The organism is Nitrosospira sp. Nsp13, from assembly GCF_900101945.1.
Classification (GTDB): Bacteria; Pseudomonadota; Gammaproteobacteria; order Burkholderiales; family Nitrosomonadaceae; genus Nitrosospira; species Nitrosospira multiformis_D.
On the sequence record NZ_FMVD01000007.1, the window covers coordinates 1 to 12,083 of the forward strand.

Genomic DNA, 12,083 nt, shown 5'->3' on the forward strand with positions numbered 1-12,083 from the left:
GCATGGTGATCAGCCCAAATTTGTACCACCTTGAGTCGTACCACAGCGACATGTCGTAGTCGCGTCCGCTCGACCCCGCATGGCTGCCTGATGTTCCCAGTGTTGTTGCCATTTCTTTTATCTCCTCTTACGTTAATCAAGTACCCGCTGCTGCTCTATGCTTTCGCTGACACCGCCGCTTCCGTCTCCTGCCTTACTCAAAGACAGAATGCGTCGCCGCCATATTACTAAACCATTACATACCCACAACCCCGTAAAGACTATCCCCGAAGATGCGCCAAGTCAAGCAGTTTGTCGGGAAAACACAAGTGCAAAACGGATGGATTACGCTGATGCACATACCCCCTGAACCGCCCTGAATTCGCCACTGGGGAGTATCCGGCCGGATTTTTCGTACTGCGAAACCGCTCAGATGAAATGGCTTTGAAAGACGCTGGGGGAAATGGTGAATAGAGGCACTGACGAACGTATCTATCGGATATCTATTACATAATCTATAAGCAATACGCTTTTGGGTTCCCTGTTTCGAAAGCGCATTGCATGCATTTTTTAAACCGGTTACGCGGCAGAACCTCTTAATTTAAACTCACCAGCGGGACAATATTCCATCTAATTGTTCCAGGCTACTGTACTGAATTATCACTTTTCCGGTGCCTTTTTTCCCCGGATTTATGACCACTTGCGTACCCAGTTTAGCCGATATATTTTCCTGCAAGCGCAGTAAATCCCGGTCGTGTTTGGGATGTTGCTGCTTTACTACCGGGCGTTCCATCCGATGCACCAGCTTTTCAGTCTCGCGTACTGAAAGCTGTTTGTGTACCACGAGATTTGCGGTTTGTATTTGCTTGGCTGGAGGAAGAGCGAGTAGCGCGCGTCCATGGCCCATATCGATTTTTCCCCGCATTAATAATTCCTGTACAGGGGGAGGCAGGTTAAGTAGTCGCAGAAGATTGGAAACAGCACTGCGTGAACTGCCTAGCGCCTGGCTGGCGGCCTGGTGCGTCATGCCGAATTCCTTGATGAGCCGCTGGATACCCATCGCTTCTTCCAATGGGTTTAGATTCTCGCGCTGAATATTCTCGATCAGCGACATGGCCAGCGCGGCTTCATCCGGCACTTCGCGGATCAGTGCGGGGACTTCCAAAAGCCCCGCGATTTGCGCTGCCCGCCAACGCCGCTCTCCGGCTATGATTTCGTAACCTTCGGGAGAAACAGGCCGCACCAGCACCGGCTGCATCACACCCTGCGCTTTAATGGATTCGGCCAGCTCGGCCAAAGATTCCTGATCCATGTGGGTACGCGGCTGATACTTGCCAGGTTGCAGCTGCGCTATTTTCAAATTCCGCAGCGACTCCCCGATCTTGGCACCATCGTCGTTCCCCGCTAGGAGCGCATCCAATCCTCTTCCCAATCCCTTCAATTTCATAATCTCCCGCCTCGCTGCATGTCATCTATTCCGCTGGTTTTCATCTGTCAGACAGGCGCGGCGTTGGTCGAATCTCTGCTAAGCATTTCCCCCGCCAGCGCCAGATAGGCTTGTGTACCTTTCGATAACTTGTCGTGATATAGCGCCGGTATGCCAAAGCTTGGGGCTTCGGCCAACCGCACGTTACGTGGAATCACGGTGCGGTAAACCTTATCGCCAAAATGCTGCTGTAATTGTTCCGATACCTGTTGCGCCAGTATGTTGCGCGGGTCAAACATGGTGCGCAGCAATCCTTCGATCTCCAGCACCGGATTCAAGTTGGCGCGCACTTTTTTTATGGTATTGACCAGATCGCTCAGCCCCTCCAGCGCGTAGTATTCGCATTGCATCGGAATCATTACCGCATGGGCTGCGCACAGCCCGTTGAGCGTAAGCAGGTTGAGTGCCGGCGGACAATCGATGAGGATAAAATCATATTCGCCTTCCACCTCCCGCAATGCTTCTTTTAAGCGCGTTTCCCGCTGGGGCAGATTCACCATCTCGATTTCAGCACCGGCCAGATCACGATTGGCGGGAATCAGATCGTATTTGCCGCTGGTGGCAACCACGCGCACGTCTGCGGTACGTTGGCTACCCAGCAAAACTTGATAAACCGTGTATTGCAAAGTACGTTTATCCACACCACTTCCCATGGTAGCGTTACCCTGCGGATCCAGATCAATCAACAACACACGCCGCTTTGCCGCCGCGAGGCTCGCGGCCAGATTAACGCTGGTGGTGGTTTTTCCCACCCCGCCTTTTTGATTGGTTATCGCCAGAATCTTCACCACCGCGCTACTCCCAGGTGGTCAAATAATGACACAGGCTGCTCTTTAAGCAGCCTCAAAACAGTACCCGACTGTGATATCAGCGACATGATAACGGCCCCGAGAACCAGATTACGTGAAAGTGAGCGCTCACTGTGATATGCGCCTTGCGATATTCCGATATTGCCGGAAATACATTTATACCCCGGGCTTAATCATGACCAGATGCCGCTTTGCTTCGAGTCCGGGAACCACAACCGGGAATACATTTTCAATAACAAACGGTGGCGGCAATTGCGCCAACTCCTCGTGCGGATAAACGCCTTTCATGGCAGCGAGCCTGCCTCCACCTTCGATGGCCAGATGCCCTGCCAGTTTGACAAAGTCCGCCAAGTCCGAAAAAGCGCGTGAAATGACCGTGTCGAATCCGCTTGCCGAACGAAAATTTTCGACCCGTTCGGCGACTATTTCGACGTTGTTCAACTTCAATTCGATACGCGCCTGTTGTAGAAATACAGCTTTTTTATGATTGCTTTCAAGCAATACCACCTGCCATTCAGGGCGCACCAAAGCCAGAGGAATGCCCGGCAAACCGGCGCCACTGCCGACATCCACGATACGCGATCCGGCAATGTGCGGCAGGATCGCAAGGCTGTCAAACAAATGACGAATCAATATCATTTCGGGCTCACGCATTGCCGTCAGATTATGTACCCGGTTCCACTTCCTGATTAACGCAAGATATTGCAATAAACAGGCCTGGGTTTCGTCCGGAAGCGACACTCCCAACGCTGCAAGTCCATCAGCGAGCTGCATGGCGAGATTCACGCGCTTTTCTTTTTATTCTGGCTGGAAAACCCACGCTTCACATGTACCAGCAGTAACGAAATCGTCGCGGGTGTTATGCCGGAAATTCGCGCGGCCTGTCCCGCGGTTTCCGGCTTATGTTGATTCAATTTTTGCTGTGCCTCGCTGGAAAGGCCGCGTACAGTGGCATAATCAAGATCTTGCGGCAAACGAATTTCCTCAAAATGCGCATTGCGCGCGACTTCATCCTTCTGACGGGCGATATAACCGTGATATCTGGCCTGGATTTCAACCTGCTCCGCCACCAGAGGATCAGCGACAGCATCACCCACGCCCGGCAAACTCATGAGGCTCGCATAGGACACGCCGGGACGGCGTAACAGCTCACTCAGCGAATAATCACGCTCAATCGTTTTCCCCAGCACTCGCAGCACATCTGCTTCTGACAATGCGCTTGAATTCGTTTTCGGGCTCAGCCAAATGGCTTTCAATCTGTCTTGCTCGCGAACAATGGCTTCTCGTTTGGTTTCGAATGCGGACCAGCGCGCGTCGTCCACTACACCGAGCCTGCGTCCGATTTCCGTCAGGCGCAAATCCGCATTGTCTTCACGCAGCTGCAACCGGTATTCGGCGCGACTGGTGAACATGCGATAAGGCTCAGTGACGCCACGAGTGATGAGGTCATCCACCAGAACACCCAGATAAGCTTCATCGCGCCGAGGACACCACGCATCCCGATCCAGTGTTTTGAGCGCCGCATTGATGCCCGCCAGCAACCCCTGCGCTGCGGCCTCTTCATAACCGGTGGTGCCATTGATTTGTCCGGCGAAAAACAGCCCTTCGATCATTTTGGTTTCAAGCGAACTTTTCAATCCACGCGGATCAAAATAATCATATTCGATAGCGTATCCAGGGCGCGTGATGTGGGCTTTTTCCATCCCCTTGATGGATCGCACCAGTTCAATCTGCAGATCGAATGGCAGACTTGTTGAGATCCCGTTAGGGTATATCTCATGGGTACTGAGTCCTTCCGGTTCCAGAAAGATTTGATGTGATTCCTTGGCGGAAAACCGTACCACCTTATCCTCGATGGAAGGGCAATAACGCGGCCCGACACCTTCGATAACACCTGTAAATAGCGGCGAACGATCCAGGCCGCCACGAATAATGTCATGCGTGCGGCTATTCGTATGCGTGATCCAGCACGGCAATTGGCGGGGATGCTGAGCGGCGCTGCCCATAAAAGAAAAAACCGGCGCCGGAGTATCGCTGAGTTGTTCGGTCATTACCGAATAATCGATGGTGCGTCCGTCTATGCGCGGAGGGGTGCCGGTCTTTAGTCGTCCGACTGGGAGCTTCATCTCGCGCAGGCGCATAGCGAGACTGATGGATGGCGGATCGCCAGCTCTGCCCGCCTGAAAACTGGATGATCCGACGTGCGCCAATCCGCCGAGAAACGTGCCAGCGGTAAGTACCACCGCTCTCGCGGAAAATTTTATTCCTAACTGGGTAACCACTCCCATAATCCGGTCACCCTCAAGCGTAAGGTCATCCACGGCCTGCTGAAACAGCCAAAGGTTAGGCTGATTTTCCACGCGCCGTCGAATCGCCTGGCGATAAAGGATGCGATCAGCCTGGACACGCGTTGCGCGTACTGCCGGCCCCTTGCTTGAATTAAGGATACGAAACTGGATGCCAGCCTCGTCGGCGGCCGCGGCCATTGCGCCACCCAATGCGTCTACTTCCTTTACGAGATGTCCTTTACCAATGCCTCCAATGGAAGGATTGCATGACATCTGCCCCAGTGTTTCGATATTATGCGAAAGCAGCAGCGTTTTTTGCCCTATGCGCGCGGCCGCAAGCGCCGCCTCGGTGCCGGCATGGCCGCCGCCAACCACGATTACGTCAAAATCCTCGGAAAAAATCATTTGAGCCTCGTTGCGCTTACCACCGGATGGGCACGCATGGGAAAAAAAGCACTAAAGCATTCTACGGCAAAACGAAAGGTTGTGTAAGGGCGCGTACTTCCACCATACTAGAAAAATACCGATCGCGTCGCCTATTATCCGGCGCGATGGGTGCGGAATGTTTCACGTGAAACAATGCGGCGAATGTACAACATCAAAATACAGCCGGGAAGAGCTCTGCGGGGGAGGGCAAGTTCTAAGGCGTACGACCCGGATACCCTAAAACAACCAGGCTGAATCTATTTACCAATACAAAAACGGGAAAATATTTGACCCAACAAGTCATCGGCGCTGAATTCACCGGTGATAGACGACAACCTTCGCTGGGCGGCCCGCAGCTCTTCGGCCAGCAAATCCAGTTGCGTCTCTTGTCTGGCCAACTCCGTTGCATTCCGCAGATATTCGCCGGCTTCTGTCAACGCCTCCATATGGCGATGGCGCGCCATGAATATGCCTTCCGCCTCCGAATGCGGCTGCCAGCCGGCCATCTCCAGCAGTTTCCGGCGAAGCAGATCGATCCCGGCACCTGTTTTAGCCGAAAGGTAGATCAGCGATCCGTCTTCACCATCGCTGATCTGTGGAATCCCGTCCAGCAAATCTATTTTGTTATATACGTGGATCACCGGTAATTCAGCCGGAAGACTGTCAACTATCGCCCGATCGTCAGATACGGTGCCCAACCGGCAGTCGATCAGCAACAATGCCAGATCCGCTTTTTCTATCACTGAACGCGCACGAGCCATGCCTATCTTCTCGACTGGGTCATCTGTTTCCCGCAATCCCGCGGTATCAGTCAGATAAAACGGAACCCCCTCTATTTCCACCACTTCGCGAATAGCATCGCGAGTGGTGCCCGGGATTTCCGTGACGATCGCCGTTTCCTCCCCCGCCAACTGATTCATCAAACTGGATTTGCCGACATTGGGCTGTCCAACCAGAACCACGCTCACGCCTTCGCGCAACAGACTGCCCTGTTTGGCAGAGGTAAGCACATCTTCCAATCGCGATTGGATCGCTTCCAACCTGCCGCAAACGTTCGCCTGTTTCAGAACAGCCGTTTCTTCTTCCGGAAAATCCAGGGTCGCCTCCACCAGCATGCGCAGATCTGTAAGCGCTTGCACCAAGCTATGTATAACCGTGGAAAACTCCCCCTGCAGCGAGCGCATAGCGCAGCGCGCAGCCTCGCTGGTGCTGGCATCTATAACGTCGGCGACGCTTTCCGCCTGGGCAAGATCCAGCTTGCCGTTAAGAAACGCACGCAAGGTAAACTCCCCCGGCTGTGCCAGTCGGGCGCCTGCGGACAGACAACGGGACAGTAATAAATTCATGACCGCCGGGCCGCCGTGACCCTGCAGCTCCAGGACATCTTCACCCGTATAGGAATGTGGAGCCGGAAAATAAAGCGCAATGCCTTGATCTATGACCGACCCATCTTCACCCAGAAATCTGCTGAGGCTGGCATGGCGCGGCTTCGGGATATGCCCGATAAGCCTTACTGCCAGGGATGACAGGTTCTTACCGGAAACCCGCACCACACCGATGCCGCCCCGTCCGGGGGGCGTGGCGATGGCCGCAATGAGGTCCGTGCTCCCCATTCAGGCAAATTGCACCGAGAAGAGGTCAGTCACTCGCAAGTATCCAGATTGGCCTTTCGCCGTCAGGCGAATTACTGTATTTCCAGCCGAATCACTTCTTCTTGAGTGCTGGCGTGTTGGAGGATTTAGCCGCCGCACGTTCGATCATGCGCGTGATTTGCCATTGCTGCGTAATGGAAAGGATGTTATTCACCAACGAATACAGCACCAGGCCGGCAGGGAAGAAGAAAAAGAAAACACTGAAAGCAAGGGGCATGATCTGCATCACCTTGGCTTGAATCGGATCCGTCGCCGGTGGACTGAGTTTTGATTGGACAAACATCGAAATTCCCATGATGACGGGTAGCACATAATAGGGATCAGGCGACGACATGTCTTCTATCCACAGCGCAAACGGTGCATAACGCAACTCGACACTGGCAAGCAATACCCAGTAAAGTGAGATAAATACCGGAATCTGAACCACAATGGGCAAACAGCCTCCCATCGGGTTGATTTTTTCCGTCTTGTAAAAATCCATCATCGCCTGGTGCATACGCTGGCGGTCGGCACCGTGCTGTTCGCGCAAGCGCTGCAATTTGGGTGTCACCACCCGCAACTTCGCCATTGATCGATAACCTGCCGCCGACAGGGGAAAGAACGCCAACTTGACCGACATGGTCAAAAGAATAATCGCGACTCCCCAGTTTCCTGTCCAGGAATGATAAAACGACAGCAACCAGAAAAGCGGCGCCCCAATCACCGTCAACCAGCCATAATCCACCGTGAGATCCAGCCCCGGTGCAACCGCCGCGAGTTTGCTCTGTTCCTCGGGACCCGCATAAAGGGGCACGGTAACGGTTGCTGTATTTCCTGGTTCAATCTGCCCCACCGGCACAATTACCCCAGCGGTATATTCATTTTCGCCCAGGCGCTTCGCATAATATTCGCGCTGTGATTTGTCTGTTGGCAGCCACGCGGTGAGAAAATAGTGCTGGAGCATTGCTATCCAGCCATTATCGGCGTTTTTCGGGTAGCTTGCGTTACCCTTGTCCAGCGCCGAAAATTCTATCTTTTTGAATTTCTCCTCTTCGGTGTAAAGTGCCGCACCAGTGTAGGTCGGGATCATGAAAACCGAGCCAACGGGGGGTTTGCTGTCGCGCAGCATTTGAAAGTACGAGAACGGCTGAATTGCCGCTGTCCCCTGATTGGTAACTTCAAAACTCACATCGATAAGATAGCTGCCGCGATGAAAAGTATAAATCTTGGTTACCCGCACTCCGTCCGCCTCCGGCGCCACGAGTCGCACTTCGATTTTATCCTGGCCTCCCGCCAACTCATAGGCGTGCGACTCAGTCGTATAACGCGTCTTGTGGCTGGGCAGACCCTCCCCAATCAGCCCTGATTGGGCCACATAAACATGGTCATATTGGCTTTGCAACAATGCAAAAGGCTTATTCTTGTTTTCTGTATCCGGATGATCCAATAGCTCGAGTTGACGTAAATCCCCTCCGGCGGTATTGATTTCCGCTACTACCAGGTCAGTCTTGACTACAATTTTTTCTCCCGACTCCAGTTTGCCGGAAATTTTCACCGAATCGGTGCCTTCCGCGGAGGGTTCGCTCTTGCCGGGCTGTGTCGAAACAAGTTTTTCTCCCGGAACCGGAGTATCTTCCTGACGGCGGACAGATGACTCCCCTCCCGGTCCTTGCGCCGTAACTGCTGCTGGAGGAGGCGGGTTCTGTTCTTTCTGCCATGCGTCCCAGAGGAACAACATGGATGTTGAGAATATCAGGAAAAGTACAAATTTTTGTGTGTCCATCTTGCTTCGCAATTTTATTTTTTATGATACGCATAAACCGTACCGGAAATAATTCAGGTCGGATCAATTCCTATGGAACCGGGTCATAGCCGCCGCCGCCCCAAGGATTGCAGCGCAATATTCTCCCTACACTGAGGCGCATCCCGCGCAGCAGTCCATGCCTTGCCAGCGCCTCACACGCGTAGTGCGAACAAGATGGGCTGAACCGGCACGATGGCCCGAGAAACGGACTCAGGCAATATTGATAGAGCTTGATAAAACCAATAATTATCCGCGACATCGCTGTAATTGAATCATTAGCATTTCCGCTTCTCTTGCCATTCGCACAATGCTGCTTTGGGGCACGCGGCAACGCAAACGTACCACTAGATCCAACCCAGCCAATTCCTGCTGCCGTGTGCGAAATATCTCCCGTAACAGACGTTTTGCCCGATTGCGGTTTACCGCCAGCCGCTCGACCTTACCGGCGATTATCAATCCCAATCTTGAATGCACAAGATTATTGGGCTTAGCAAAAACCTGAAGAAATTCGCCGTTGGCTGAACATCTGAACCGGAGTACCGACGAGAATTCATCCGCCTGGCGCAACCGGTGACTTTTCGGAAAGCGAATAGTCGACTCCTCAATAACGGATTCCCGCGCTTGGCTAAATCTATACCCCCAAACGGACACGCCCCTTGGCTCGACGCGCCCGTATAACAGCTGCGCCACCCGTGGTTTTCATGCGAACCCGAAAGCCATGTGTCCGCTTTCTCCGCGTCACGGAAGGCTGGTAAGTACGTTTCATTGTTTTCCCTTTTCCCTTGAGACTGGTAAATAAAACCCCGCATTACAACTCTTTACAGCGGGTGGTGTCAACCTATATTTTTTCCCGGCCCTGTGGATAACTGGGTAGGAAGCGTCTAGAATAGGGTACTCAATGCTGCTTCCGAATTCCGCTTTTTCCCCGTTTAAGCATTTTTAGATCATATCGGCAATGCAAAATTTTTGGCTTTCCTGTCTCGGATATTTTGAGAAAGAACTAAGTGCCCAGCAATTCAATACCTGGATCAAACCTCTTCACCTGGACTTGTCGCATAGTGCCGATGAACCGATCCTCGTTGCTCCCAACCGGTTTGTCAAGCAATGGGTCAAAGACCATTTTCTATCGCGTATCGAAGAAATGGCTGAAAAGCATTTTGCGCGCAGCATACATTTTCAATTAACACTTGCTAACCAGGATTCCACGAAAGAAACCGCTCCAGCGGTGAATAGTGCCGCAGTGACGCCAATCCCGGCTGCTATTAGCGCGCCCGTGCGTTTAACCCCGAAAACCTCGAAGGAAAAAAATCCAAGCCGCCTCAATCCATCTTTCACCTTCAATAGTTTTGTCACCGGAAAAGCCAATCAGCTGGCTCGTGCAGGCGCTATCCAGGTAGCCGAGCGTCCGGGTGTCGCATACAACCCGTTTTTTATCTACGGTGGCGTGGGCTTGGGAAAAACCCATCTGATTCAAGCCATCGGGAATTCCGTGCTGGAGCACAACAGCACCGCCAAGGTGAGATATATCCACGCAGAACAATACGTTTCAGACGTAGTAAGGGCTTACCAACATAAAGCGTTCGATGATTTCAAGCGATACTATCACTCCCTGGATCTCCTGCTGATAGACGATATCCAATTTTTTGGGGGCAAGAACCGGACGCAGGAAGAATTTTTTTATGCCTTTAACGCGCTGATCGAAGCGCACAAACAAGTCATTATCACCTGCGATTCTTACCCGAAGGAAATCTCCGGTATGGAAGAACGGCTAATTTCCCGTTTTGGCTGGGGCTTGACCGTAGCGGTTGAACCACCGGAACTGGAAATGCGCGTTGCCATCCTGCTTAAAAAAGCATTGATGGAAAAAATTGTCCTGGATGAAAATGTCGCCTTTTTTATAGCCAAGCATATTCGATCCAACGTGCGTGAACTGGAGGGTGCGCTAAAACGGGTACTTGCCTATTCGCGCTTCACAGGCCATTCGTTATCGCTGGAGTTGGCGCGGGAAGCGCTAAAGGATTTGCTGGCCGTGCAAAATCGCCAGATTTCAATTGAAAATATCCAAAAAACCGTGGCGGACTACTATAAAATCAAGGTCGCCGAAATGTATTCCAAAAAACGTTCGCGCATCGTCGCAAGACCCCGGCAAATGGCAATGGCCATATCCAAAGAACTCACCCCTCTGAGTTTGCCTGATATCGGTGAAGCTTTTGGAGGCAGAGACCATACGACGGTACTGCACGGTTATCGCAAAATTGCCGAGTTGCGAGCTTCCGATCCATCGATTAACCGGGACTTCAATACCTTATTGCATATTCTCCGGGGCTGAACAACACAAACAACAATAGTATGATTTGGGGATAACTCGCCGTTTGTACCTGACTCGAATTTATGTCCACAAACTATCCACAGGCAATACTCTCTCGATACAGACAGAAAATAATCACTAACTCACGCATATTATTTGTATTTTTTAATTTATACCGGACTTACCCGACCTCTATTAACGATTATCTGGATTCTAAATAAATGAAACTAATACAAGCCGATAAGGATATCTTGCTTAAACCGTTGCAAACGGTTACTGGAATTGTTGAACGCCGTCATACTTTGCCTATACTTTCCAATGTGCTGATAGAACGGAAAAACGACGAAATTTCATTCATCGCAACTGACCTCGAAATTCAGATAACGACTTCCACGCGGGATAGCAACACGGTAACTGAAGGACATTCAGTTACCGTAGCGGCAAAAAAGCTTCAAGACATATTACGTGCACTGCCTGACAAAACCGAAGTAACGCTGGAAACCAAAGAAAACCGGCTTCAGGGAAAAGCCGGAAAAAGCCGTTTTAGTTTACAAACGCTTCCTGTCGAAGACTTTCCTAAATTTCCTGAAAATACAGAATCCCAAGCAAAAATAACCGTGAAGCAAAAAGAACTGAAACATCTTTTATTCCTGGTGCAATATGCCATGGCACAACAGGATATTCGTTATTACCTGAATGGCCTGCTTTTGTTGATGGAAGAAAATCACCTCAAAGCCGTGGCCACCGATGGCCATCGTCTGGCATTCGCTTTGCTTGCGCTGGAAACGCCACAGGAAAAAAGAGAAGTCATTTTGCCACGCAAGGTGGTACTTGAGTTGGCAAAGCAACTAAATGACAGTGACGAGCCGATAACGGTGGAAATTCTACAAAATCAGATACGTTTTATATTCTCAAGTGTCATATTGATATCCAAAGTCGTGGATGGGAAATTCCCGGATTACAATCGCGTGATTCCGGTCGACCATCAAAAACAGATTGATATAAATCGTCTATTGCTTTTGCAAACCCTTCAGCGCGCCTCAATCCTTTCAAACGAAAAATTCCGTGGCGTTCGTCTGATTTTGACCACTGGGAACCTGCGCATTGTTTGCAACAACGCGGAACAAGAAGAAGCCGAGGAAGAACTGGAAGTCCAGTATGATGGTGAAGCGCTTGATATCGGCTTCAATGTGACTTACCTGCTGGACGTGTTGAACAATTTAACCAGCGAAACTGTGCGATGTTCTTTTGGCGACGCGAATAGCAGCGCACTTATCACCATTCCCGGAAACGAGGATTTCAAATATGTTGTGATGCCAATGAGAATATAAAAAGTGCCGTACTGAAATAGA

11 protein-coding genes are annotated in these 12,083 nt (G+C 51.3%); 2 read left to right on the forward strand and 9 right to left on the reverse strand.

Annotation, left to right across the window (positions count from 1 at the left end; genetic code table 11):
* Nucleotides 1-586: 586 nt before the first annotated feature.
* The 9 genes from BLO43_RS09620 to rpmH form a co-directional block, all read right to left on the reverse strand.
* On the reverse strand, nt 587-1,426 hold the full coding sequence (locus BLO43_RS09620) for a ParB/RepB/Spo0J family partition protein (protein WP_090906890.1): 840 nt from the start codon (nt 1,424-1,426) through the stop codon (nt 587-589).
* A 47-nt stretch (nt 1,427-1,473) separates the two neighbouring features.
* Entirely contained in the window at nt 1,474-2,256 is a 783-nt protein-coding gene (locus tag BLO43_RS09625) for a ParA family protein (protein WP_090906891.1), read from the reverse strand.
* 174 nt (nt 2,257-2,430) lie between these two features.
* A complete protein-coding gene (rsmG, locus tag BLO43_RS09630; protein WP_090906892.1) occupies nt 2,431-3,060 on the reverse strand; it encodes a 16S rRNA (guanine(527)-N(7))-methyltransferase RsmG in 630 nt (209 codons plus the stop codon).
* On the reverse strand, nt 3,057-4,967 hold the full coding sequence (mnmG, locus tag BLO43_RS09635; protein WP_090906893.1) for a tRNA uridine-5-carboxymethylaminomethyl(34) synthesis enzyme MnmG: 1,911 nt from the start codon (nt 4,965-4,967) through the stop codon (nt 3,057-3,059). The genes rsmG and mnmG overlap by 4 nt, the downstream gene beginning before the upstream one ends.
* A gap of 278 nt (nt 4,968-5,245) precedes the next feature.
* Nucleotides 5,246-6,601: a tRNA uridine-5-carboxymethylaminomethyl(34) synthesis GTPase MnmE gene (gene mnmE, locus BLO43_RS09640; protein ID WP_090906894.1), complete on the reverse strand. Its 1,356-nt coding sequence runs from the start codon at nt 6,599-6,601 to the stop codon at nt 5,246-5,248.
* Between the two features lie 91 nt (nt 6,602-6,692).
* Entirely contained in the window at nt 6,693-8,402 is a 1,710-nt protein-coding gene (gene yidC, locus BLO43_RS09645) for a membrane protein insertase YidC (protein WP_090906895.1), read from the reverse strand.
* 70 nt (nt 8,403-8,472) lie between these two features.
* Nucleotides 8,473-8,682 carry a membrane protein insertion efficiency factor YidD gene (yidD, locus tag BLO43_RS09650; protein WP_074630666.1) on the reverse strand — a complete coding sequence of 70 codons (210 nt, stop codon included), beginning with the start codon at nt 8,680-8,682 and terminating at the stop codon, nt 8,473-8,475.
* The gene (rnpA, locus tag BLO43_RS09655) at nt 8,670-9,113 is read right to left on the reverse strand and encodes a ribonuclease P protein component (RefSeq protein ID WP_368086140.1); all 444 of its coding nucleotides are present in this window, start codon (nt 9,111-9,113) and stop codon (nt 8,670-8,672) included. Before rnpA ends, yidD begins: the two co-directional genes overlap by 13 nt.
* On the reverse strand, nt 9,055-9,189 hold the full coding sequence (gene rpmH / locus BLO43_RS09660) for a 50S ribosomal protein L34 (protein WP_004175644.1): 135 nt from the start codon (nt 9,187-9,189) through the stop codon (nt 9,055-9,057). The genes rnpA and rpmH overlap by 59 nt, the downstream gene beginning before the upstream one ends.
* A gap of 180 nt (nt 9,190-9,369) precedes the next feature.
* Between rpmH and dnaA the strand changes: the two genes are divergently transcribed.
* Both dnaA and dnaN read left to right on the forward strand, forming a co-directional pair.
* The gene (dnaA, locus tag BLO43_RS09665; RefSeq protein ID WP_090906896.1) at nt 9,370-10,752 is read left to right on the forward strand and encodes a chromosomal replication initiator protein DnaA; all 1,383 of its coding nucleotides are present in this window, start codon (nt 9,370-9,372) and stop codon (nt 10,750-10,752) included.
* 200 nt (nt 10,753-10,952) lie between these two features.
* The gene (gene dnaN, locus BLO43_RS09670; RefSeq protein WP_090906897.1) at nt 10,953-12,062 is read left to right on the forward strand and encodes a DNA polymerase III subunit beta; all 1,110 of its coding nucleotides are present in this window, start codon (nt 10,953-10,955) and stop codon (nt 12,060-12,062) included.
* Nucleotides 12,063-12,083: the final 21 nt, after the last annotated feature.

Excerpts from the sequence above, each read along its gene's own strand:
- BLO43_RS09620 (WP_090906890.1), bottom strand. The coding sequence starts at position 1,426 with ATGAAATTGAAGGGATTGGGAAGAGGATTGGATGCGCTCCTAGCGGGG.
- mnmG (WP_090906893.1), bottom strand. The coding sequence starts at position 4,967 with ATGATTTTTTCCGAGGATTTTGACGTAATCGTGGTTGGCGGCGGCCAT.
- mnmE (WP_090906894.1), bottom strand. The coding sequence starts at position 6,601 with ATGGGGAGCACGGACCTCATTGCGGCCATCGCCACGCCCCCCGGACGG.
- yidC (WP_090906895.1), bottom strand. The coding sequence starts at position 8,402 with ATGGACACACAAAAATTTGTACTTTTCCTGATATTCTCAACATCCATG.
- yidD (WP_074630666.1), bottom strand. The coding sequence starts at position 8,682 with ATGTCGCGGATAATTATTGGTTTTATCAAGCTCTATCAATATTGCCTG.
- rpmH (WP_004175644.1), bottom strand. The coding sequence starts at position 9,189 with ATGAAACGTACTTACCAGCCTTCCGTGACGCGGAGAAAGCGGACACAT.
- dnaN (WP_090906897.1), top strand. The coding sequence starts at position 10,953 with ATGAAACTAATACAAGCCGATAAGGATATCTTGCTTAAACCGTTGCAA.